The 24073-nt window shown below is 57.3% G+C and carries 23 protein-coding genes; 1 reads left to right on the top strand and 22 read right to left on the bottom strand.

The window, feature by feature from the left end; genetic code table 11:
• Position 1 precedes the first annotated feature (1 nt).
• On the top strand, positions 2-2152 hold the full coding sequence (locus IEX27_RS18305; protein WP_188722546.1) for a 3-hydroxyacyl-CoA dehydrogenase NAD-binding domain-containing protein: 2151 nt from the start codon (positions 2-4) through the stop codon (positions 2150-2152).
• Positions 2153-2220: 68 nt separating this feature from the next.
• Here the strand turns inward: IEX27_RS18305 and IEX27_RS18310 are convergent, their stop codons facing one another.
• The 22 genes from IEX27_RS18310 to IEX27_RS18415 all read right to left on the bottom strand — a co-directional run bounded on the left by IEX27_RS18310 (position 2221) and on the right by IEX27_RS18415 (position 24073).
• Positions 2221-3231 carry an NADP-dependent oxidoreductase gene (locus IEX27_RS18310; RefSeq protein WP_210315564.1) on the bottom strand — a complete coding sequence of 337 codons (1011 nt, stop codon included), beginning with the start codon at positions 3229-3231 and terminating at the stop codon, positions 2221-2223.
• Between the two features lie 11 nt (positions 3232-3242).
• Positions 3243-4874 carry an AMP-binding protein gene (locus tag IEX27_RS18315; protein WP_210315565.1) on the bottom strand — a complete coding sequence of 544 codons (1632 nt, stop codon included), beginning with the start codon at positions 4872-4874 and terminating at the stop codon, positions 3243-3245.
• Positions 4875-4898: 24 nt separating this feature from the next.
• The gene (locus IEX27_RS18320; RefSeq protein WP_188722548.1) at positions 4899-5888 is read right to left on the bottom strand and encodes an NADPH:quinone oxidoreductase family protein; all 990 of its coding nucleotides are present in this window, start codon (positions 5886-5888) and stop codon (positions 4899-4901) included.
• Positions 5889-5902: 14 nt separating this feature from the next.
• Positions 5903-6742 (bottom strand): SDR family NAD(P)-dependent oxidoreductase, encoded by an 840-nt coding sequence (locus tag IEX27_RS18325; RefSeq protein WP_188722549.1) that lies wholly within the window; start codon positions 6740-6742, stop codon positions 5903-5905.
• Positions 6743-6844: 102 nt separating this feature from the next.
• Complete coding sequence (locus IEX27_RS18330; RefSeq protein ID WP_188722550.1) at positions 6845-7216, bottom strand: EthD domain-containing protein; 372 nt, start codon at positions 7214-7216, stop codon at positions 6845-6847.
• The gene (locus IEX27_RS18335; protein ID WP_188722551.1) at positions 7213-7605 is read right to left on the bottom strand and encodes a DUF6285 domain-containing protein; all 393 of its coding nucleotides are present in this window, start codon (positions 7603-7605) and stop codon (positions 7213-7215) included. The genes IEX27_RS18330 and IEX27_RS18335 overlap by 4 nt, the downstream gene beginning before the upstream one ends.
• On the bottom strand, positions 7595-8611 hold the full coding sequence (locus tag IEX27_RS18340) for a phosphotransferase family protein (protein WP_244630446.1): 1017 nt from the start codon (positions 8609-8611) through the stop codon (positions 7595-7597). The genes IEX27_RS18335 and IEX27_RS18340 overlap by 11 nt, the downstream gene beginning before the upstream one ends.
• A gap of 11 nt (positions 8612-8622) precedes the next feature.
• Complete coding sequence (locus tag IEX27_RS18345; protein WP_188722552.1) at positions 8623-9936, bottom strand: acyl-CoA dehydrogenase family protein; 1314 nt, start codon at positions 9934-9936, stop codon at positions 8623-8625.
• A gap of 11 nt (positions 9937-9947) precedes the next feature.
• A complete protein-coding gene (locus IEX27_RS18350) occupies positions 9948-10721 on the bottom strand; it encodes an enoyl-CoA hydratase/isomerase family protein (protein WP_188722553.1) in 774 nt (257 codons plus the stop codon).
• Positions 10722-10811: 90 nt separating this feature from the next.
• Positions 10812-12002, bottom strand: a complete 1191-nt coding sequence (locus IEX27_RS18355) for an ABC transporter substrate-binding protein (protein WP_188722554.1) — start codon at positions 12000-12002, stop codon at positions 10812-10814.
• Positions 12003-12317: 315 nt separating this feature from the next.
• Positions 12318-13022: an ABC transporter ATP-binding protein gene (locus IEX27_RS18360; RefSeq protein WP_188722555.1), complete on the bottom strand. Its 705-nt coding sequence runs from the start codon at positions 13020-13022 to the stop codon at positions 12318-12320.
• Positions 13015-13785 carry an ABC transporter ATP-binding protein gene (locus tag IEX27_RS18365; RefSeq protein ID WP_188722556.1) on the bottom strand — a complete coding sequence of 257 codons (771 nt, stop codon included), beginning with the start codon at positions 13783-13785 and terminating at the stop codon, positions 13015-13017. The genes IEX27_RS18360 and IEX27_RS18365 overlap by 8 nt, the downstream gene beginning before the upstream one ends.
• Positions 13782-14798, bottom strand: a complete 1017-nt coding sequence (locus tag IEX27_RS18370; RefSeq protein ID WP_188722557.1) for a branched-chain amino acid ABC transporter permease — start codon at positions 14796-14798, stop codon at positions 13782-13784. Before IEX27_RS18370 ends, IEX27_RS18365 begins: the two co-directional genes overlap by 4 nt.
• Positions 14798-15673 (bottom strand): branched-chain amino acid ABC transporter permease, encoded by an 876-nt coding sequence (locus tag IEX27_RS18375; protein ID WP_188722558.1) that lies wholly within the window; start codon positions 15671-15673, stop codon positions 14798-14800. Before IEX27_RS18375 ends, IEX27_RS18370 begins: the two co-directional genes overlap by 1 nt.
• Positions 15674-16634: 961 nt before the next feature.
• Positions 16635-17504, bottom strand: coding sequence for a MurR/RpiR family transcriptional regulator (locus IEX27_RS18380; RefSeq protein WP_188722559.1), 870 nt, complete (start codon positions 17502-17504; stop codon positions 16635-16637).
• A gap of 43 nt (positions 17505-17547) precedes the next feature.
• A complete protein-coding gene (locus IEX27_RS18385; protein WP_188722560.1) occupies positions 17548-18420 on the bottom strand; it encodes a beta-keto acid cleavage family enzyme in 873 nt (290 codons plus the stop codon).
• Complete coding sequence (locus IEX27_RS18390; protein ID WP_210315566.1) at positions 18417-19580, bottom strand: aspartate aminotransferase family protein; 1164 nt, start codon at positions 19578-19580, stop codon at positions 18417-18419. Before IEX27_RS18390 ends, IEX27_RS18385 begins: the two co-directional genes overlap by 4 nt.
• Before the next feature lie 201 nt (positions 19581-19781).
• Positions 19782-20444, bottom strand: coding sequence for an amino acid ABC transporter permease (locus IEX27_RS18395; protein ID WP_188722562.1), 663 nt, complete (start codon positions 20442-20444; stop codon positions 19782-19784).
• Between the two features lies 1 nt (position 20445).
• Positions 20446-21117, bottom strand: a complete 672-nt coding sequence (locus IEX27_RS18400) for an amino acid ABC transporter permease (RefSeq protein WP_188722563.1) — start codon at positions 21115-21117, stop codon at positions 20446-20448.
• Positions 21118-21120: 3 nt separating this feature from the next.
• Positions 21121-21864 (bottom strand): amino acid ABC transporter ATP-binding protein, encoded by a 744-nt coding sequence (locus IEX27_RS18405; RefSeq protein ID WP_188722564.1) that lies wholly within the window; start codon positions 21862-21864, stop codon positions 21121-21123.
• Positions 21865-21883: 19 nt separating this feature from the next.
• The gene (locus IEX27_RS18410; RefSeq protein WP_188722565.1) at positions 21884-22747 is read right to left on the bottom strand and encodes a substrate-binding periplasmic protein; all 864 of its coding nucleotides are present in this window, start codon (positions 22745-22747) and stop codon (positions 21884-21886) included.
• Positions 22748-22786: 39 nt separating this feature from the next.
• The gene (locus IEX27_RS18415; RefSeq protein ID WP_188722566.1) at positions 22787-24073 is read right to left on the bottom strand and encodes a hydantoinase/carbamoylase family amidase; all 1287 of its coding nucleotides are present in this window, start codon (positions 24071-24073) and stop codon (positions 22787-22789) included.

Here is a 24073-nt window from a genome sequence, read left to right on the forward strand (position 1 = left end):
GATGCAGAACCTGAAGTTTGAAGTAAACGCCGATGGGGTCGCCATCATCACGTTCGATATGCCAGGTCGCACGATGAACGTGCTGAATGAAGCGTCGATTGCCGACTATGCAGAGGCGGTTGAGCGCGTTCTTAGCGACGACACAATCAAGGGTGCCGTTGTTACCAGCGCCAAGCCCGCATTTATTGCAGGTGCCGATCTCGACTGGATCTTGTCTCTTGCGCAAGCCGATTTGCCAGCAAATCAAAGAGCGATCAACGTCTATAACACTGTCCTGAACCTGCAGAAGATTTTCCGCCGCACAGAAAAAGGTGGCAAGCCCTTCGTTGCAGCCATAAACGGCTTGGCACTCGGTGGCGGACTGGAACTATGCCTTGCCTGTACCCGTCGCATCGTTGCTGACGATCCCCGCATCCAGCTTGGACTTCCCGAAGCCAAGGTTGGACTGCTTCCGGGCGGCGGCGGCACCCAGCGCTTCGCCCGCATACTCGGGCCGCTCCAGGCTTTGCCGCTGCTGATCGAGGGCCGCTCGCTCTCGCCTGATGAAGCGCTGAAGCTGAAGATCATCGATGAAGTTTCCCCGGCCGATCAACTGGTAAGCAAGGCCGTGGAATGGATACTCACCTCCTCGCCGGAGGATTGGATCAAGCCCTGGGATCGCAAGGGCTACAAGCTCCCAGGCGATGACCCGCGAACGTTGGAAGGTTCTTTCGCTTTTTCTGCCGCCAATGCCCTGCAGCGTAAGAAGACCTATGGAAACTATCCCAATCTCGACGCCATCCAGAAAGCTGTCTATGATGGCATGATCGTCCCGATCGACACCGCAATCCGGATAGAGTCCCGCCTGTTTGCAAGCCTCATGACGACCGATGTGGCGAAGAACATGGTCCGCACCCAGTTTATCAACCTTCAGAAGGCAAATAAGCAGGAGCGTCGTCCGGCCGATGTTCCCGCGCGCACTATCGCCAAGCTCGGCGTTATCGGCGCAGGCATGATGGGCGCTGCCATCGCCCATGTGGCGGCAAAGGCCGGTATTCCGGTTGTTGTTGTAGATCAGGATGCGGCTTCCGCAGAAAAGGTCCACAACCACATCCGCGCGGTCAATGCGAAGTCTGCCGACAAACTCCTGCCGCTCATCACACCCGTTAGTGATTATGCCGAACTTGCAGGGGCCGACCTTATCATCGAAGCGGTGTTTGAAGACAGCGCGGTCAAGTCGGACGTAATCCGCAAGATTGAGCAGGTTTGTCCCGATGCAATCATCGCTTCCAACACGTCAAGCATACCGATTTCAGATCTTGCCAGGGCTTCATCGAAGCCGGATCGCTTCATCGGCCTCCACTTCTTCTCACCTGTGGAGCGGATGCCGCTTGTCGAGATCATCATGGGTGAGCAAACTGGCAACGAGGCTCTGGCGCTGGCGATCGACTTCGTCAAGCAGCTGCGCAAGACCTCAATCGTGGTCAATGACGGACGGTTCTTCTACACCAGCCGGGTTTTCGCCACCTACACCACTGAAGGCTGCCTGATGGTGCAGGACGGGATTGCACCCGCGCTCATCGAAAATGCGGGACGAATGGCCGGCATGCCAGTCGCGCCTCTGGCGCTCTGCGATGAGATCTCGCTCGACTTGATCTACCGGATTAATCAGCAAGACGCCAAGGATACGGAACGCGCTTTCCCTGGCTCACCGGCGGAAGCGCTTATCCAACGCATGGTCGCGAAAGAAGGCCGACTGGGTCGCAAGAGTAGAAAAGGCTTCTACGATTACCCCGCGGAGGGCAAGAAGCGCCTGTGGCCGGGATTGGCAGAACTCGCTTCAGTGCAGGAAACCCAGCCTGATGTGGAGACCGTGAAGCTACGCCTGCTCACCATCCAGGCGCTGGAAGCGGCACGCTGCCTTGAGGAAGGCATCGTTGCTACGCCCGCGGACGCCGACGTCGGCGCCTATCTTGGCTGGGGTTTCGCGCCATGGACCGGCGGCCCCCTCTCTTACATCGATATGCTGGGCGCAAAGAAATTCGTAGAGATCTGCAACGACTTTGCAGCACGCTTTGGGGATCGATTCCGTCCGACAGCCGGCCTTGTTGAAATGGCTGAACAAAACGGCAGCTTCTATCCCTCGGCTGCCTCTCGACAGGAAGCAGCGTAAAATAAAAAGGACTGGCCTGTCGCTAGACAGGCCAGTCCTTTTTAACGTCTCAAACCGTCGCCGGTATTCTAAACTTCGGAAACCTTCACCATCAACTTGCCTTCATTACGCCCGCTGAACAGAAGATTCATGGCATCAGGCGCATTCTGCAGACCGTCAATGATATGGTCCTTCCACTTGAGCTTACCTGCGAGCACCAGCTTCTCCAGCTCCGCATAAGCTTCCCGCGCCCGCTTGAAGAAATCCATCACCAGAAAGCCGCGGATTGCTATCCGCCTCATCAGGACCAGCTGAAATTCACTTGGCCCGACCACGGCCCCGCTGGAATTGTAGGAGGAGATCAAACCGCATAGGGCAATGCATCCGCCGATGCGCATATTGCCGATTGCGGCATCAAGGATCGAGCCACCGACATTCTCGAAATGCAGGTCAATTCCGTCAGGACAAAGCCGGCGAAGCTCCTCCGCCACGTTGCAGGACTTATAGTCTATGGCGGCGTCAAATCCGAGTTCGTCAACGAGCCAACGGCATTTTTCCGGCCCTCCGGCAATGCCGATGACGCGGCAGCCGCGCGATTTTGCGATCTGCCCCGCAACGGAACCGACTGCACCCGCTGCAGCCGATATGGTGACGGTCATGCCGGGCTGCGCCTCGCCAACAAAGACGATGCCCGAATAGGCAGTCAGTCCGGGTGGACCGATCACGCTCATATAGGCGGAAAGCGGAAGGTCCGCGTTCAAGTGCAAGCGTGCGATCTTCGTGGCACTAAGTGTTTGATAGCGCGACCATGCCCCTTCATGCGGGATGACAAGCGTCCCCACCGGAAACTTCTCAGCTTGGGACTGCTCTACAATGCCCAACGTCACGCCCCGCATCGGAGCTCCAAGGCCGACAGGTTCCAGATACTGCTCGGTATCGCTCATCCAGAGCCTGTTTGTCGGATCAAGCGAGAGATACAGGGTGCGAACCAATACTTCTCCTTCAGCAGGCGGCTGTACGGGTTCATGGACCAGCTCCAGATCGCCCTGTTGAAGCATACCGACCGGCCGACGCAGCAGCTTCCACGTACTATTGATCAAATCCCCATCCATCAGAGCGACAACTTCTGGCGTTTGACGACGATACCAGCCTTTTCACGGTCCCACGTATCCGGCGTAATTCCCTCAGAACGCAGCAAGTGCTTCTGTATACGCTGAGTGGGCGTGCGTGGAAAATCTGCCACGATGCGGACGTATCTTGGCACCATGTAGTGAGCCATTTTAGGAAGCAGGTAATTCAAAAGCGCCTCCGGATCGACAGTGCGTCCTTCAAGTGGCCGTACCACGACCATTACCTCATCCTCGCCGAACTCGCTCTTGACGGCGATTGCAGCGGACTCCTTAACGTCCGGATAGCTATTCACGTCAAATTCTACTTCGTGGGAGGAGATATTTTCACCACGTCTGCGGATTGAATCCTTAATGCGATCGACAAAGTAGAAATTGCCCTTCTCGTCCTGGCGGAACGCGTCACCGGTATGGAACCAGCCATTGCGCCAGGTTTCCGCTGTCGCTTCGGAGTTCTTGTAATATCCAGCGTTCATCGTCCATGGAGCATCGCTCCGGATGATCAGTTGACCGATCGTTCCGGGCGCCACTTCACAGTCATTATCGTCAACGATACGACATTGAACGCCCGGGCGCGGAGTACCGCACGCGTTGATTTCTTCGGGATCAAGAACCGTGTAAAGCGGAGACGAGGTCTCTGTCATGTTGAACACGCCGTACGCACGGAAGCCCACGCGCGCTGCGAGCTGCTTCGCCTGCTCGGTCAACGGATTGACAAGCGCATAGCGCAGCGGCGTCTTCTCCTCATCCTCGGTGCGTTCGGATTTCAGCAGGAATGAGGTGGGAGCGCCCATGATCGTGGTGAACGTACCGCCTGTCTTGCGCACATCCCGCCAGAACGTCCCCGTGACGAACTGGTCAAAGATGGCAACCGAGCCGCCTTTCAGAATTGCCCAGGCAATATAAGCAAATGCGCCGATGTGGAATAGCGGCATGTAAATGACGCCGCGATCATCTTCACCCATGTAGGGGAACGTGTGGATACCCGTTGAAGCCACATGTGCGTAAGGGCAAAGCACCGCCTTGGAAGGACCAGTGGTTCCAGATGTATAGAGGATGCACTGGTTGTCCCATGGTTGTATCTGGCGCTCAAGCGGCGGCGGCACAAAATTCGCCGTGGCGAGAACGCTTTCCGGAATGAACCGGAGGCTGCCAACGGGCTCCGGCTCCCGCGTGCCCGCATAGACAACCGTTGTTAGTTTCGAGGTTAAGATATCCTTGAGAGACGGAATAAGTTCGGGGTGGGCAACAATCACCTCGGCGTCAGAGAGCTCAATCGCGTGCTCCAGCAATCGCCCCCTATAAGCCACGTTGACCGGCACGAACGTTGCGCCGAGATAGTTGATCGCGAGAAGAGTCTTCAGGATCAGATCGCCATTTGGCAACCACACGAGAACATGATCCCCCTGCTTAACGCCGATCTCCGCGAGGCCGTTTGCCGTCTCAACGACAGCACGGTGCAGATCCACGTAGGTCCAATCGGGTCGATCATCATTGTACGTCGCGAAAACCTTGCCTCCCATGGTCTCGGCACGGTGGTCGAGGACATAGCGCACAACACATTCACTTGCCTGGGGGATATTGGGATCACTGTGTCCAGTCATCTCGGACTCCATTCCACGATAGGCCCGACGGCCAAACTAGTTATCGATTGTAAGAACGCATTTTCCGACGATTTCGCGGTTACCCAGCGCGGCGAGAGCATCAGCGGCCTTTTCAAGCGGATAGGTCCTGCCCACATAAGGCTTGATGTGCCCCGCCTCTGCCCACTCACCCAGAATTCGCATGTTCTGTTCGAACATCTCAGGATGGCGATCACGCCAGTGGCCGTGCAGCACACCAATGATCTCAACTTCCTTGATCAGGATGTGATTTGTCTTGACAGGGGCATACGTGCCGCTGGTTGCTCCAATGATCAGGATGCGTCCCTCGAGGGCAATACACCGCATCGACGCTTCAAACACCTCACCGCCAACCGGATCGTAGAAGACATTTGCACCTTTGCCGTTGGTCAAAACCTTTACAGTCTCACGGACGTCCTGCGTCTTGTAGTTAATGACGTAGTCAGCACCCATGGCCTTGACCTTGGCAAGCTTACCGTCATCGCCGCCCGTCGCAATGACGGTTGCGCCCAGATGCTTCCCAATCTGCACGGCTGCCGTGCCCACACCGCCAGTCGCACCATGTACGACGAGCGTTTCGCCAGCCTTCAGGCGGCCCCGGTCCACAAGCCCGTGATAGCTCGTTGCGTAGGTGGCCAGATAGCCGGAGGCTTCCTCATAGGTCATGCCCTTCGGTATTGCGGTAAGCGTTGAGACAGGCACCGTAACCTCTTCAGCGAAGAGGCCCAGCGGATCTCCCGCGCCAGTCACGATGACAGGCGTTCCCACTGTCCATTTTCCCGTCCCGGCACCAACCTCAACGATCTCGCCGGCTGCTTCGATGCCCGGAATAAACGGTAGATCAGGCTTCACCTGATATCCGCCCGCGATCATCAGGATGTCAGGGAAGTTCAGGGCGGCAGCCTTCAGCTTGACGCGGACCTCGCCATCCCGCGGGGCCTTTGACGGACGCTCCTCAACCCGGAGTACGGAGGGTTCGCCCAGCTCGTTGCACACTACTGCTTTCATAGGTCTGTAATCCTTCAATCCATCCGGAAACCGCCGTCGACATTGATCGACTGGCCGGTGATGAATGCGGCGTCGGGGCCGCAGAGAAATGCAATTGCCGCGGCCTGATCTTCCGGCGTGCCCGGGCGCTTCATGGGGATGGACTTGCGGGTGCTCCCCTGAACACGCGCAACATCGATAGAGGCAGACTGCGCGATGCGCGAATATGTGCCCAGCATCATGTCCGTCTCGGTCACGCCCGGACAAATCGCGTTTACCCTGATGCCGTGGGGCGCAAGCTCCTGCGCCATCTGCTGCGTAAGGCCGATCACGGCGAATTTCGATGCGCTGTAGCCGCCATAGTTCGCGATGCCGAAACGAGCTGCCAGCGATGCCAGGTTGACGATTGCCCCGCCCTCGCCCTTGCGCAACATGGCGCGCGCGGCATGTTTGGATACGTAGTAAACACCGTTCAGATTTACATTGATGGCATGATGCCAAGCTGCATCATCGAGCTCGACGATGGGACCTGAGCCCGCCTCGCCCGGTACGCCAGCATTGTTGACCACTATATCGAGAGCGCCGAGCTCACGCTCTATCCGAGCGATCATGGTTTCGACTTCTGCAGCATTAGTAACATCGCAGTGGATGGCTGATGCCTGTCCGCCCGCAGAGACGATCTCTTCAGCCACCGACTCCGCGCCTTTCCAGCTGACCTCCCGCTCATGGTCCGGGAACGTCGACGGATCGCGGGCCAGTGCCGAGACGACCACGGTCGCGCCTTCCTCAGCCAGCCGTAGCGCTGTCGCTCGTCCGATGCCGCGCAGCCGGCCGGCGCCGGTCACAAGGGCAACTTTCCCCTTTAGTCTTCTCAATGCCAAATTCCCCCCTGATGCAGGTGAGCTACATGGGACCGCGAAGCGGCTCACCAGCTCTTTAGCCAGCGCTGCCAACGGACACACGGAACACTCCGGAAGCTAGTTCCAGACGACGACCTTCTCTTCTGTGAAGAAGATCGGAGACCGGCTGAAGTCGATGAACCTGCGTTCGTCCTCAAGCAATTCGCGAGCCGCTTTCTTGGCGGCCGGATCGGTGAATGTTGCCTTCAACTCGTCCATGCTCTCCCACGAAACCATGGCAATGCCGTCAAACGGTTCGGGTGCCCCGCGCGCGGACGCAACACTTTCAAAGCCCGGCGCCAGCAAGCGCGGCATCTGAACATAGCGCTTCATTCTCAGGATCTCTGATCGAGCCTTGACGAAAGGACCATGGCTTTCCCACCAGAATTCGCGAAACTCTTCATCGCTCATTTCTGGCCGTTTGTAGACGCAGAATATTACATTGATCATGGCTGAACCTCGTCCTTTTCCTGCACCATCAGGCTCCGGTATGTCGCGTAGGTTGGCTGTTCAATGGCGATCTTATCCAAAGTCGTCTGCCACAAATGTTCCGGCAGCCCCGGCGTTGACAGGTCCATCCTGCCCGAACGGATCGCTTCGCAGAGCACCCGGTTGAGTTCATCGATGGTGCCATTCTGGTTGAGGAGTGCAGTCAGGCGCTCCGCCTCGGCCGCCTCGACATCTCCAGCACCCTTGATCTCGCGATGAACCAGTTCAAGAGCATTGGCCGCCACGCGAACCTTGAAGGCTGCCGCGCCATCAAGCAGAGGCATGGCTTCGTTTCTGAGGAAGTGAAGCACCGCTAGAAGGAGATCATCCCCCGTCGGTTTATCCAGCATTGAAGCCTCCCGGGTTCAGAAGTCTCAGAAGGTCGAGCTCGGTCTCGGATCGCCGACGCCCGATCATGCCCCGCTCAACGGAGGGATCAGCACCCCGCAGGAACTGGTCGGCCATCTGGGCGCACTGAATGCCCCAGTTCAACGTATAAGCCACTTCCCAGAAGTGGGCTCTTGCCGGATCGACTTTTACTCCACCAGCCTGCTCATACGCGGCATACAGATCTTCGCGTGAACCAAAGCCGCCGACTGGCTTGTCAATCGCGCCGAAACGCCATGATGTCATGCACAAGTATCCAAGGTCCTCGTGGGGATCGCCGTAATGGGCGCCCTCCCAATCGAGAACGGAGCGCAAGTGATCAGGACCGACGAGAAGATTGCCGTTGCGAAAATCACCATGGATCAGTGACAACTCACCGATATCCTCCGGCATGTGATCGAACAGCCAGCGGAAGGTGAGCTCAAAGACCGGGCCTGGCGCATCCAGTTCCAGGTAGTCCTGATAGATGCGCTCGATGGTCTCTCGCGGCTGTCGCGCCTCCAGGCCGCTTACGCCGTCTACGCGGACACGGTGGATTGCAGCGAGAATGGACCCGCATTCTGCTGCAAGCCTCTGCCGGAGGACAGCATAAGATGCGTCGCGAAGAATGCGTCGAGGGATTGTCTCGCCCTCGATTAAGTCCATGATGAAGCCGTCGCCCAATTGATCGGACGGTTTCAGGACATAATGGACGTGAGGTACTGGAACACTCTCACCCGACGCAGCCCGGATGAGCGCGGCCTCTCCCTCAAGACTTATGCCGTAAGCACGGTCTGCGCGAAGCGTGCCGCGGGCCCTTCGCAGGATCAGCGGCCAGCGTTGTTCCTGCGCGACTGCTTCAAAGGCCCAGGTTTCCTGCACTGCGCCCCCGGAGAGAGGACGCAGGTTCTCGATCGCGTCGAGCTTGCCGAAACAGGACTTGAGTGCATTGAGCAAGCTCTGTTCGAGATTTGGCTGAAGAGTGTTCACGTCACCGCCTGCTATTCAGCTGCCTTGGCAGACTTTAAGTGCTCAAACTCCTTGCGCTTCGGTCCTGTATATCCAAAGAGGTAGCCTGCAACCTTGCGGATCTGGATCTCTTCCGAACCTTCGGTAATGCGATAGCGGCGGTGGTGGCGATAGATGTGCTCGAACGCCTTGTGGCGCGAATAGCCGATGCCGCCATGGATCTGCATGGCACGATCAGCCGCCTCGCAAACCATCCGGTTTGCCCAGTAGTTGCACATCGACACCTTGTCTGAGAGCCGCTTCTCCACTTCCGGGTGAGGCATCTGATCCATTTCCCATGCGGTCTTTAGGATCAGCTGTCGAAGCATTTCAGCCTGTGTTGCAAGCTCGACCAGCGGCCACTGGATCGCCTGGTTCTCGGCCAATGCCTTACCGAACGGCTTGCGCTCACGGGCGTAACGCACGCTTTCATTGATACAATAGACTGCTGCGCCAAGGGAGCTTGCCGCCTGACGGATACGGTTTTCGTGAACAAAGGCCTGAGCCAGCGCCAATCCGTTTTCCGGTGGGCCGAACACGGCATCGTCAGGCACGAAGACATCTGACAACGTGAAGCGGGCGTGGTCCGTCGGCATGTTGAACGTCCACATGTATTCGTCGATGATCAGTCCCGGTGTGTTGGTGGGAACCAGGAAGGCAGTGATGCCGCGCGCATCGCCATCTTCGCCGGAGGTCCGTGCAAAGACCACGCAATGGGATGCAATGTGCATCCCTGTGATCCACATCTTCTCGCCATTGATGACCCAGCCAGACTTGCCATCGCGCTCGGCCCGTTGAGCCCGCGTTTCCATGTGCGTCGCATCGGAACCATGATTGGGTTCTGTCAGGCCGAAGGCAATCCAGTATTTGCCATCCAGGCAGCCCCGGATCATCTCTTCCTTTTGCGCTTCCGTACCGAAATCGCGCAACATCACGATCACCGGGAAATTGCCCACGATCGAATGCTCGTTCTGAAGGTCGTTGTGAAGGCCCAGTCCCTTGGCAGCCAGGTGCTCGCGGATAGCCGCCATCCAAAGATTGGAGCCGCCCTTGCCGCCGAATTCCTTCGGCAGAGCAAATCTCAGGTGGCCGGCTTCGTCAGCCCTGCGCCGTGCTTCAGCCAGCAGCTCTTCCCAATCGTGGCGCGGCAGTCCATTCCGCTCGAAATCGGTGCGAGCCCATTCGCGGCGATGATCAAAGAAGCGTTCGTTATCGTCCTGCGCCTGAAGAGGCGCTATTTCCGTTTCAATGAAACCGTCGAGTTCAGCTAGATATGCAACGAGATCTGCGGGCAGATTGAAGTCCATGGAAATTCCTCCTAACGTCCGGTAAACACCGGCTTCCGCTTTTCTGCCAGTGCAGCAAAACCTTCTTGCACATCATCCGTCAGATAGGTGGCATATGCCCAATGTTCTTCGCCGCGATAGTCGGCGGGGCCAAAACCATAAGCTGTGGCAATTCCCTGCTTGGTAACATTGAGCGCCAGCGGCGGACGGTCTGCCAGTTCGGCAGCAAAAGCCTGAAGTCCGGCCTCAAATTCTGCGTCACCGACAACCTTCGTGATGAGGCCGTGCTGGTGCGCTTCCGCTGCCTTCCACATCCTTGCATTGAGCAGGAAGTCCTTCACCTGACCAATGCCGAGATAGCGGGTGATACGCTGCGCGGGCGCTACAAATCCAATCGCCACTTCCGGAAGCGTGAAGGTCGAGCTTTCGGCAGCAATGCGGAAATCGCATGCAAGAGCCAGCTCAGCAGCATTGCCGATAACGATGCCTGTCAGCGCAGCAACCGTGATGAAGGGAAGCCGGTCAACGATATCGAACAGCTTGAACTCGCTGGCAACATAGGCCTGGAACGCTGGCCCCATGGACTTGATCGTATCAATGTCCGCACCACGGCTGAAGCTCTTTTCCGTACCTGAAATGATCAGAACGCGAGGGTTCATCGCGACGATTTCATCCAGCGCGGCGTGAAATTCCTCAAGCAACTTCGGAGTGATGACATTGCCACGAGTTTGAGTATCGAACGACAACCTTACGATCTGGCCATCCTTCTCACCGCTGATTTTGATCAGCTCGTAAGTTCCTTGCACGCTGCTAACCCTTCCTGCTGAAGTATTTCGGACAAGATCGTCCGGTGAACCGCCGCGGTTGCGGCGGTCCACCCGAACGATGTGAATTACTTAGATCTTGCTGAAGTCGATGGCTTTGCCCGGTGACGGAGGCTCCATCGAGTCACGGCCATTGACACGGATGAACTCTCCGACCTTCCATCCACGCTCATTGTCGGCGCGGTCCAGTGTAAGGAAGGTGACATCACCGATGCATTGGTGGTCTTCCTTGCGGAACTCACGTTCACCCTTGGCGGTCTGGAACTTCATGCCTTCCATCGCCTTCACAATCTGCTGCGTATCGGTGTTACCCGTAGCCTTGATTGCATTGGCATAGGCGTAGACGGCGGCATGTGACAGCTCGACGAAGTCGTCCGGGAACTCTTTGCCGGTCGCGTCGACGTAGTCCTTGTAAAGCTCACGCCCCATTTCGAGATGATCATAAGCCTCGTAGTACCAGAACACACCAGTCAGGATGGACTGCGGAATCTTGTCCTTCAGCGCGAGAGGCACGCCCCAACCGCTGCCCGCATCGGTCACCAGCGGGAACTTGGAGTCGAGCCCCAGGCTGGCTGCCTGCGAGAAGAACAGGATGGCGTCCGCACCATTGGTTGTGTTGAGGAAGCATTGCGCAGGAGATGACATCAACCGCACAATCTGCTGCTTGAAATCAGACGCCCCAACCTTCGTGACGACTGGATCGGTGATCGAGACTTCCTTGTTGGCAAGCGCCGGATAGAATTCCCTGAGGCCGTGTTCGAATGCGGTCCAAATGGAGCGGCCGTTGGCGGCATCCGTCACAACGCCGGTCCAGTTTGTCATGTCCGGATGGCGCTCCGCAAACAGACGGGCCTGGGCACGATATTTCGTGTAGGCGTTTTCACAGATGCGGAAGTAGTTCGGCGTGAAATCCTCGTGTGTCAGGCTGTCTGCTACCGCCGAGCACGAAATCAGCGTGGCATTTGCCTCTGACAGAAGCGGCGAAACACCCAGAACGGATGCGGTCGAAATATTTCCGCAAAGGAGATTCACGCCGGAAGCGAAAAGATCGCGCGCTCCCGTTACGGCATCCTTCCCGGTTCCCTTGTCATCCCGCGGGACCAGCTCGAGCTTCATGCCGTTGACGCCGCCAGCCTTGTTGATCTGGTTGACCGCAATTTCGGCGCCAGTCAGCAGAGGACGGCCCATGACTTCCATGCCGCCACTAAGCGGTCCAAGGAAACCGATCTTGATCGTCTGTTCTTGCGCGTAGCTACGCGACATTGGAAGCCCAACTGCTGAGGCAGCGGCGAGCGCTCCCGTGCCCTGCAACATTCTGCGCCTTGAAAGCCTTGCCATCCCTATATCCTCCCGATTAGAGCCATCTTCAGCCGGCTGAGACTGAAAAATTCTAAAGAACGTTTGTTTTGCAGAATGCTCTCCAAGCCTGAAGGTGTCAAGCCGCAGGATGCTTCCGCAGCTGGAATTTTTCCTTATATTCCGGTGATGTGGATTTTTGCTATCGCGTTGATATAAAAAGAAGAACGCCAGCTCTGTTGCCAGCGTAGGGTAGTAGCCAGTGAGGCTCCAAGTGAGTGGCTAAACAGCCAGATAACGCTCGGCTATCTCTGGCTTTTCAGCGAATTGTTCCCACGAACCATCGAACACGATCCGGCCGCTATCGATGACATAGACATGGGACGTGCACTTACGCGCAAACCAGATGTTTTGCTCGCAAAGCAGGAGGGCTATCTGGTTTGCGTCGCACCGGCTGATGATGTCCGCAGCCATGTTTTCGACGATGACCGGAGCAAGACCTTCCGTCGGTTCATCCAGGAGGATCAGCTCGGGTTTAGCAGCCAGACCGCGCGCGACCGCCAGCATCTGCTGCTGGCCGCCTGAAAGCGCACCGCCCATTCGCTCGCCCAGCGTAGACAGCATCTCGATTGAACCGAGAATTGCGCGCGCTTCCGTCATGGCGACCGAACGCGACACGCCTTGACGCGCTATGGCGACGTTTTCCTGCACGGTCATGTGGTTGTAGATCCGGCGATCTTCGGGCACGAGCGCGATCCCATCCCTCGCCCGTTGATAAGCCTTGAGCTTGCTTACATCCCTACCGCGCCACTTTACGCTGCCTTTAACCGTCGTACCCGCATTCATAATGCTCTTCAGCAGCGTCGACTTCCCAGCTCCATTTCGGCCAAGAACGGCCACGCGCTGCTTGTCATGAACCGCGAGAGATACCTGATGCAGAATATGGCTCTCGCCATAGAAGGTGTCGATGTTGGAAAGTTCAAGCATGAGCCATCTCCTGACCAAGATAAACGTCGCGCACAGTCTTGTTTGCACGCACCTCCTTTGGCGATCCGACGGCGAGGATCTCACCATAATTCATGACCATCAGCCGGTCAGAAAGATTGAAGATCACGTCCATGTCGTGTTCGGTCATGAGTACCGTTACACCGCGCTCTGACTTAATGCGGCGGATGAGATCAGTGATCGCAACCCGTTCCGTGGGAGACATGCCCGCAGTTGGCTCGTCGAGCATCAGAATGCTCGGCCGGCCGCCCAGCATGATGGCAAACTCCAAACGCTTCTTGTCGCCGTGCGAGAGGTAGCGCGCCTCCCGCTCCGCTTCATTTGCCAAGCCGAGATCCGCGACAAGATGAAGGGCTTCATCCCGAACTTCGGCTGCAGGACGCCAGTGGTACCACTTGCCGGACCTGACATTTTCCGCACGCAGTCTGGCTTCAACGGCGACGATCACGTTTTCGGCGACAGTGAGGCTCGGGAAGACCCGCGCAACCTGGAACGTTCGTCCGAAGCCCGAATGAACGCGCCGGAAGGCCTGCTGATGCGTGATGTCGGTACCGCGGAACTTGATCTGCCCGACATTGCAGGGAACCTCGCCCGTCAAGACCTTGAACAGCGTCGTCTTCCCGGCGCCATTGGGGCCTATGATGGCAAAGGTTTCCTTCTCGGCGACATTGAAATTCAACCCTTTCAGCACCTTCAAAGCCGCATAGCTTTTGTGCAGATTGGTCACCTCGAGAACCGGTTTCATATCTGCTCTCCTTTCACCCGTACTTGCGCCCATGGACTAGCGGCGCGCCACTTCTGGAAAATCTTGCGCCGCAAGCTTTCCAGCGCTCCGGTTATTCCGGTGGGTGCAATGAGGATAATCGTTAGGAGGATGCCACCGACCACAATCTCGGATACGCCGTCGAGTGTGCGCGTCGAGTAGTTGATAAGGGAGTAAGCAAACGCACCGACGGCTGGACCCCAGAACATGGCTGAGCCACCAAGAAGCGTGTTGAGCATCGGCTGAGCGGAATGGAGCCAATGGCTGAGATCCGGCGTCACGATCTGCACCCATGGAGCGGAGAGCCCGCCGCAGATTGCAGCTACCGCCCCCGATATTGTGAACGAGAAAAGGCGAAGCTTGTAGATATCCATGCCGACAAAAGTCGCGCGCTCCGCATCTTCAGCAATACTCCGCAGGGCGCGGCCGTAGCGGCTTCTGACCAGCCACCAGAGACCCAGGGCTAACGCAACGCAAACCACGAGAATGCACCAATAATACGCACTGCTGGAGCGCAGGTCGAGCGTAGCCAAGCCGAGATTGACCACGGGACGCGGTATTCCGCCGAGACCATCGTCGCGGCCAACGTAGTCGATATAGCCGATTACCATGCGCACAACTTCGGCGATGGCAAGCGTCAGGATCGCAAGGTGAATGCCTGATGCCCTCTTCAGCGCCACGGCGCCGATGGCAAAGGCAGCACCCCCACCAAGAGCGAATGCGACGAGTAGTTGCAGCGGGAAGGTTACGTCCCAGCCATATCGCTGGGCGCAAGCCACGAAATAGGCGCCAAGCGTAAAGAACGCCGCATGCCCGAAACTCGCAATTCCCGTGTAGTTGAACAACAGGTTCCACGAAAGGGCGAACACCGCCTCGATCATCGCGAGACCAAGGATGAAGGTGACGCTGTCATTGGCAAACAATGGCGCCAACGCCGTGGCAATGAGAGCAATCACGCCGGCTGCCGGCCAGAAATAGACACTTCGATCAGCCATCACTGAGCTCCCGAAAAGATACCCTGCGGACGCACAAGGATAAAGACAATCAACGCAACGAAGATGCTGATCCCCGGCAGATCAGGCAGCAGCACGGTGCTGACGCTCTCGATCAGTCCAAGCAGGATCGAAGCGATGAAGGCTCCCCGAACGTTACCAAGGCCACCGATGATTACCGCCGTGAAGGCGAGCAGGAGGAACACATCACCGAGCGCTGGCGAAAGGCTCTGATTTGGGAGCAGCAATCCACCTGCAATGCCGGCGAGCATGAAGCTCACGACAACGGCGGCAGTCATCACGACACGGTTATTGATGCCCAGAACCTCGGCCATCCACGGATCTCGTGCCACGGATTGCACCGTCTTGCCGATCCACGAGCGTTGAAGACCGAAGTCCAGGATGAGGAAGACCACAATCCCTGCCGCGATTACGAAGACGGAATAGGCTGGGATGAATATGCCGCCGATGAACCATGTGGTTTCAAGAACTTCCGGCGGGCGCACGAGCCGGAAGTCGAGCCCCCAGATGATCTTCACCAGGCCCGTGATCAACAACAGAAGAGCGAAGGTTGCTATCAGCGTGTAGTGATAATCCGAATCGCGCAATCTGCGGAAAATGACGAGATCCGTCGCCCATCCCGCCCCCCCTACGACGACACCTGCCGCGAGAGTTGCAAGTAGAAACGCGGCCATGCTGGCCGATTCCGTCCCTAATATTGAGTAGGTGACATAAGCGCCGAGCATGAAGAAAGTGCCATGCGCAAAGTTTAGTATCTTGAGAATGCCGAAAACCAGCGTCAGGCCAGCGGCGACCAGGAAGGCGGCCATCCCCAGCGTCAGCCCGCTGAAAATCGCGAAGCTCCACTCAAGCAACATATTAAGCCTCCCAGGCGAGTGCGTCGGGAACGTGATCGAAGCACAAAGTCGCATTGGTCATGATTGTCTCGCTCCTCTCTCCGCTTCCCAAATAGCAAGAACGGAGATTACAAAGCAAGCGTTTGTTTGTATGCTGCAGGACGATTGCTGCGTCCGTGGATTTCTTCAGCAGAGCGCCGAAGAGCGAAGCGAACTGTCTGTATTCAGGCTCCCCGCACATGGACGAGACGTGCATCAGAGTTAGCCGGCGTTGGATGTACCTCTATCGCGCGGCGAGAGTAGCGGCGCTACGATCGAGTTCCCTAAAGGGACCGCGCTACGGGATCGGTTTGGGCCAATGCGGTGCGTGTAGCTTTTGATCAACGGAACGTCCGTTTCGTCGTGCTCAGTTTCTGTCAGCGAAGTAGACCCCGCCGCAGATACCACCACCCCAGAAGGTCTTGGTGCGCCAGAAAATCCGCATCCGCTCCAGACCCTTCATCGAAGAGCCGGCAGTGCTGTGCGGTTACTGCATAAACGGCATGATCGCCTGAACACCAGCGCTCCGCTAGCTCAAACGCAGCTAACCCTGGCGGGACAACCTTTCCGTCGGCATGCAGCCGCTGTTGCATGTTGCCGCCACCATAATTGAACTCGATTTATGGAGAATGTACGCAGTCGGTTGCTCGTTGTTTCGCTGTACTGGGATAGTCTAAGAGAGGCTCCCCACTTTCAGGATCAAGATTAATAACTGCGATCGAGTTTTGGCCGCCGACGTGGGACTTCAGCAGGATTATGTGGTCCGCCGCGATTCACCACGTAGAGCACGTTCTTCGTCGGACGGAAGCCGATCGCGCCAATGGACGACGTTCACATCGTCCCGTTTGCCGCCCTGTTGCCAAGGTGTTTGGAGGGTCTCGGCAAACAAGCAAGTAGTGACTGTGGTGCGCGAGCGCCCGCTGTTCCTTCACCTCGCTGCGCTCTACTTCTCAAAGAATTCCCCAGCATCTCGCAAATGCTTTTCCGTCATTTCAATTTTCGTTGTTCCCGCTTTACCGTGGTGGGCTGCAAAGAGCGCTACCAGAATTTCTCCAACTACAAATGCGGGTGCAAAAGTATCAAAGAACGACGGCGATAGCTTTTGGACGGGAATTGCTACCGTCGCCAATCGCCCTACGGGCGACAGAACACTGTCTGTAATTGCAATAACCTTTACACCTCGCTTCTTCGCCTCCTGAACCAAAGAAACGGTCAAAGTTGCATAGGGCTGGACGCTTGTTACGATCAGCACATCACTTGAACCGGCATTCCTCAACCGATCGGCACCAATGCCACCTGCACCGTCGAGAAGTACGACATGTTCTGAAAAATAGCTCGACACATATGCTATCTGGAATGCGATGGGGAAAGCAGAACGTACGCCGGCTGTATAGATGGTCGAAGCCGAGCTGAGACAATACGAAGCAGCCAGCATCGCTTCTGCCAACGCAGGGCTCTTCAGGTTTTCGATGTAGGCAAGGGTGGTATCGACATAGTCAGTGATGAGACCGAGATCGCCCCTGCTCTCTCTCCGCTCGAGGAGTTGTATCGAGCGACTGGTGAAGGACCCTGCATCGTTCCGCAACGCGTCAGCGTAAAGGGTTTTCAGTTCATCAAATCCAGCAAAACCCAGCCACTGTGCCAGTCGCGTCATGGTTGCTGGCTGAACGTTCGCCTTTCTGGCCTGCTCGCGCATAGAGAGCAATGCGACCTCAGTCGGCGAATCTATAAGAAAGCGTGCGGCTACCTTCAGCCTAGGAGGCAACGTATCAAAATTCTCCCGCAGGCGTTGCACAACCTCCTCATATGTCATGATTGTCCTCTGTATTGATTGCCCGCCTGAGCAAGCAGCTGAACTACGATGCCAAGCCCAGCATGAGCCGCGCGTCGGCGGGGGGTGCCAAAATTCCTCCCAACTCCTCCACCAGATGAACCGCCTTACGGACCAAAGTAGCGTTGTCAGGCGCGAGTACCCCACGATTAAGGTACAGATTATCTTCAAATCCTACGCGGATATGCCCCCCCATCAAGGCAGTCTGAATGAGTATTGCGAAGGACATCCGGCCAATTCCGATTGCGCCCCAGTTAGCCCCCTTTGGCAAGAGCGACCGCGCGTAGCAGAGGGTCTCGGGGCTTGCATCGAAGCCGTATCTGACCCCGGTGACGATCTGGAACAGGGGTAGATGATCGAAGACATCGTCATTCATCAGGGCATGGGCAAGGTGGATATCGCCGCTGTCGAATAGCTCAATCTCAGGTCGGGTTCCAGCCTCGCGGATCACCCTGGCCATGGCCATGACGTTCTCCGGCGGATTGATTACTACAGAGCTGCCGGACCACATCGTGTTCAGATCCAGCGAGCACATTTCCGGCTTCAGCTCGGCGATATGCTCCACCCGCTTGAGCGGGTGCATCAAAGTCGTCCCTGGCGCTGCCACTGCAGGGTTTTGACTGTCAGGGATGAAACGCTGGCCCGGCCCTGTCGTCAGATTGATGATCATGCCAAGACCGCTATCGCGGATGCGTTCCATCACCTCACGGTAATGTTCGATCTCCATACTCGGTCGCCCGTCCGGGTACCGAACATGGATATGGGCTATGGCAGCGCCGGCCTTGCCGCATTCGATGGCGGCGGTCGCTATCTGCTCCGGGGTACAGGGTAAGCCTGGATGCTGAGCAAGTGTGGTGATGTTCCCGGTCACTGCGGCAGTCAGAATCGTCTTTCTCATGCCGGCTGGCTTTCTCTGACGGGGATCAAATTTCCATATACCCGAATGAAATCATCCACGGTTTCGCGCACGGTCTGCATCTGCGCGTCGGATGTCGGAAGCGAGATAAAGAAATCTCCCCGGCCGGCAACAAGTACTCCCCTTAAGAGAGCGAACATGTGGAAGAGCTGGCTGAGAGATCGGCTATGCGATGGAAGGTCAGCTGGGCCTGTGATCGTACGACCTGTAAAATGCATTGTGAACATCGACCCCAGCCCGCTGAACTGCATGGCCACGCCACGTTCCGCGCACAAAGCGTTCAGCCCCTTGCGGAAGCCGTCGGTTGTTGCAAGAAATTCGTCAGCCCGTTCGGCGGTGAAAACCTGCGACAGACCGGCAATGCCTGCAGCCATCGTGCATACGTTATTGTTGAAAGTGCCCGCGTGCTTGAGGCCACCAGGCGCTCCAGGATCGAACCGCGCCATGATATCGGCACTGCCGCCGAAAGCTCCGCAAGCTAGCCCACCCCCAATGTATTTGCCGAGAGTGGTAAGGTCCGGGAATACTCCGAACTGCCCCTGCATTCCACCGCGACCAGTACGCGAGGTCTTCACCTCATCGAAGATGAGCAGTGCGCCGCACTCGCTTGAGGCACGGCGGAGCATTTGCATGAACTCCTGCGTCGCCGGAATGTTACCGGCCGCGCCAAGGATTGGCTCTACAATGACCGCTGCGAGATCCTTGCCAGCCTGGCGGATCATCTCCTCTGTTCCTGCGACATCGTTATAATTCGCGAGCGTGACATCTAGCGGGATATTCAGCGGATTACCGTCAGGTGGGAAGGTGAGGACGCCGCCGTGGTAGGCTCCTTTAAAGGCCAGCACCCGCTTGCGGCCTGTAACTGCGATGGCAGTCATCAGAGCAAGGATGTTCGCCTCTGTTCCGGAGTTACAGAAGCGGAGGCGCTCGACGGACGGGAAGCGTGCGGAAATGAGAGACGCGAGTTCGATTTCCAGCCGCGTAGGGGCCGCCAGAACCACCCCGCCTTCCAGCGCATCACGTACAGCCTGCATGATCACCGGATCGGAGTGTCCGTAGAGTCCGGCCGAGAACTCGCCCACCAAGTCGACATAGGTGTTACCGTCAACATCCTTGAGCGTGGCCCCATGGCCGGAGGCCATGTAGAGGGGGTACGGATTGAAGTGAAGGACGGAGCGTGTATTCGAGCCGGGCAGTACATCAGCTGCGCGCCTGAAGAGTTCCGCGCTCGCCGTGCGGGTGCGGACGTAGGTTTCTTGCAAAGATGCAAGCGCGGCATCTACCGCTCCGCTGTTTGGTGTAATTACCATGATCGGCGTCTCTCCCAGACGTGTTTTCTAAGTTCAGTGTGTTGCGATGCCGCGTTCCAGTCGCGATACCAGTCGCGCCAGGGGCCAAAGCAGGATGAGGTAGACAAGGGCTACAAAGACCAGCGGAGTCGGGTTGTAGACGTGGCTCTGCGCAATCTGAGCAGTCCGCAGGAACTCGGGCAGAGCCACCACGGAACAGATTGACGTAGCCTTGGTGAGCTCCAGCGTATTGCCCAGAAGTGGTCCTACAACATTGCGGACCGCTTGCGGCAGTACGATGTAGACGATCGTCTGAAAGCGTGTAAGGCCGGTTGCGCGGCCCGCATCCCACTGGCCCTTGGGAATTGCAACGATGCCGGCCCGAACGATCTCCGCATAATAGCTGGAACCATTCAGTACGAGTGCAAGAACAGCCGAAGCGAAGCTTCCAAGCTGGATACCAAGGAACGGCAGACCGTAGAAAATGAAGACCAGGAGCACCAACGGAGGGAGCGACCGGAAGGTGTCAACGTAGAGGATAAATCCGGCCTTGGTGAACCACCCGCCAAGCGCGTAGATCAGCGCAAGGATCGTCCCGAGGGCGATGCCGGCAGGGACGATCACCGCGACAAGCTTTACCGTCAGCAAGAACCCGTCCAGCAAGAGTGGATAGGTGTAGATGATAGCGTTGATGTCGAAGAAATTCTCTAGGAACATGTCAGCGGCTCCAGCGATAGCGCCATTCGAGCCAGCGCGAGAAAGCGACCATCGGCGCGAATATGGCCATGTAGAGCAAAGCGCCGAGCGTCAGCGGTGACGGATTTGCGACGACGGACTGAATGCTCTGCGCGTGTGCGAGCAGCTCCTGAACTGCCACGGCGGACCCAAGCGCAGTGCCTTTGGTTACCGCTATTATGCGGTTCGTCAGAGATGGAATCGAAGTCTTGATTGCCGGCGGCAGTACAACGAACAGGACTGTCGCGGTGTGCGAGAGACCGGTCGCAGTGGCGGCTTCCCACTGGCCGCGCGGTGTCGCCGTAATTCCGGCCCAAAAGCTCTCTTGCGCAAATGCTGCAAGGACCAGTGAGAGACCCAGAACGGTAGACCAGAAGGGAGAAAACTCAATCCCGGCATAGGGCAAAGCGAAATAGATCAGGATGATGATGACAAGCTGAGGCAGCGAGCGAAAGACATCCACAAAGCAGATGATCGGCCAGCGGATCCAGCGGCTCGGATAGCTGCGGAGTATCGCAAGGAGAAGACCTGCTCCCACCCCCATCGCTACGGTGGTCAATGCCATGAGAACGGTCAGGCCCAGTCCGTGCAGCATTGTCGGCAGGGCATCCCGCATGATGGGCAGGTTGAAGTAGTAGTACTGGATCTGCTCCATTGCCTACCTGCCAGTAAAGTGCTTCAGGAACTCGCGGGTCCGCGGGTGTTTCGGCGCGGTGAACAGCTGTTCTGGCGGGCCTTCCTCTACGATCTCTCCCTTGTCCATCATGATGATGCGATCAGCCGCTTCACGGGCAAACCCAAGCTCGTGGGTGACGATCACCATCGTCATGTGCCTCTGGCGCAGCAACCGGATGACCTCGAGAACGCTGCCAACGAGCTCCGGATCAAGCGCAGACGTCGGTTCATCAAACAGCATGACCTGAGGTTCCAGAGCCAGAGCACGGGCAATTGCCACACGCTGCTGCTGACCACCGGATAGTTCGGACGGGTGGGCGTGCGCTTTCTCGGCCAGGCCGACCTGGGCAAGCATGTGCTTCGCCTGCTCCTCGGCTGCCTGCCGAGTCTGTCCCAATGACAGCCGAAGGGCCAGGGTGATGTTCTTGAGCGCGGTCAGGTGAGGGTACAGATTGAATGACTGGAACACCATTCCGATCTGCTTTCGCAAGGTGCGCAAGTTAGCATTCGATGCGGTTACCGAATTCCCATTCAGCGTTATAGAACCAGAAGTCGGTTCCTCAAGCCGGTTGATGCACCGAAGGAACGTACTCTTTCCAGAGCCGGAGGAGCCGAGGAGGACCACTACTTCTCCGCGCTGGACGGTGAGGTTGACACCCTTCAGCACCTCCTCACTGCCGAAGGATTTTCTTAGATCGGAGATCTGTAGAACGGGTGCCGACGTCATGGGGTCAACCTCTTCCAACTCAGTTGCAGCCCGGCTTGTCGGCTTCGGCGACGTCGACCCAGCCCTTCATTCCCTCAGGACCATATCCGGGTGAGACCTTGGTCATTGCAGAACCTTCTGCCGGCTCAGCGCCGAACCATTTGACGTTGAGAGCAGAAAGTGTTCCATCCTGCTTCATGCATTCGATAGCGCGCTCGACCTTGTTGCGGGCTTCTTCATCGCCGTAGCGGAAGCCGGTGGAATACGTGCGTTCCTGCAGGATTTCGTAGGCATAGGTCATGTTGGGCACTTGCTTCGCGGTGTACTGCACACCCTGAAGATCGTTTACGTAGGCGTCGGCCCGGCCGCTAGCGACCGCCTGGATGGCATCAGCGCTGCCATCGTAACGCTGGACTTCGAAGCCGTATTTCGTATCGGCCTGTTCATTCGTGATCCAGGTGTCGGTCGAAGTGCCGCGGTTGATTGCAATCTTGCGACCCTTGAGATCCTCAAGCTTCTCGATCGGGGCTGCCGTGGCCTTAGTCATGAACCCAAGTCCAGTCTGCATATAGCCTTCCGTAAACAGGATCTCTTCGGTTCGCTGCGGCGTGATGCCAAGGGGCGTGATGATGAACTCAAAGTTCTTTGCGAATAGGCCTGCAAAAATCGCGCTGAACTTGACGTCGACGATTTCGACCGACGGTCGCCCCGTGCGCTTCGCAATTTCGGCGCCCATGTCCGCGATAAAGCCAACGACCTGGCCATCCGGCTGGCGCATCGTGAAGGGCGCGAAGCCCACATCCGAGGCCACGCGCATCGGCGTGTTGCTGTCCTGGGCCAAAGCTGCCTGGGTGACACCAACGGTCATGGTTAGAGTAAGAAGGATTTTCGAGAGTTTACGCATATTGTTTTCCCATTTTTTTGGAGGTTTTGTCTTCTTTTGTTATTGGCGCGTTGAGCTGAGTGCCCAAAGCGCAAGAACCTTCGTCGCGGTGATGAAATCAGAGATTTCCATCGCTTCGTCCGGATTGTGGCTTCCATTCTGATTGCGCACCAGAAGCATTCCGGTAGGTAAGCCGAGCTTGGCGAACATTGCCGCATCGTGTCCCACGGTGGGGAAGACATGCGTTTTCACACCGATTTGCGAGGCTGCATTGCGGGCGATCTCTGCAAGTTTGCTATCGAGCTGGATGCCTTCGGTACCCACACGGGTGCCGAAATCGAAGCCGACCCGGAATTCCCGCTCGATCGCTTCTGCCTCAGCCCGAATGCGTTTGTAGAGGCTCTCCATGACTTCGTTGCGCGTTCCGCCGATGTTGAAGCTGAAGCGAACGTCGCCCGGGACCTTCGTCATCGCATGCTGCTCGGGATCGGTAGTCACGATACCGAAGTTGATGATCAGATCGTCATTTCCACCTTCCTCAAGCAGCTCCGCCCAAAAGGCGTCAGCAGCGGTGATCAGCCGTGCAACCGCGGTCATGGCGTCCGACCTCAGATGTCGCGGGCTTGCCGCCGCATGGCCGTAGCGCCCTTTGCAGCTTGCGAACGGATGACGGATGTTGCCCCGGATCGCCGAAGCCACACCCACGGGAAGCTGCATGTCATCCAGCAGCGGCCCCTGTTCGATATGCAATTCCAGATAGGCCGAGAGATCCTCGACACGCAGGCGTCGTTCGCGAATTTCATCCGCGTTGGAAACTGCACCCAGTTCATGAAGATGCGTCCCCAGTGACTTACCCGTATCGAAGCGCTTGAGGCCATCCAGTTCGCCCTGATCAAGCAGACCCAGAGCGAGCTTGCTGCCGATGTAGGCGGTCCCGAACCATGGGCTTTCCTCGCAGCGGAAGCCCAGCGTCTTCAGGTTTGTGGCTGGGCGTATGCCAGCACGTTTGCATGCTGCCTGCACCAGGACACCCGCCACCACGCCTGCCAGCCCGTCGAAATTGCCCCCGACCGGAACCGAATCCAGATGCGAAGCCATCACAACGGTCTTGGCATCTGCATCGATCGTCAGATCGTAGTGGAAGTTGCCGACGTGATCGACGGAGACATCGAGACCTTCACTCCGGGCGAACCGCTCCAGAACCTCTCCGGCCATGGTTTCCTTGGGGCCGAAAGCAGCGCGTGTGGTGCCAACACCGTCGTAGGAGCCGGCGCCAATTTCCTCGAACAAGGCAGCTGCCTTGTCCGCAAGTGCGCTAATTTCTTTTATGATTGCTTCGTGTGTCAT

It is taken from the genome of Nitratireductor aestuarii, from assembly GCF_014641695.1.
GTDB classification, from domain to species: Bacteria; Pseudomonadota; Alphaproteobacteria; order Rhizobiales; family Rhizobiaceae; genus Chelativorans; species Chelativorans aestuarii.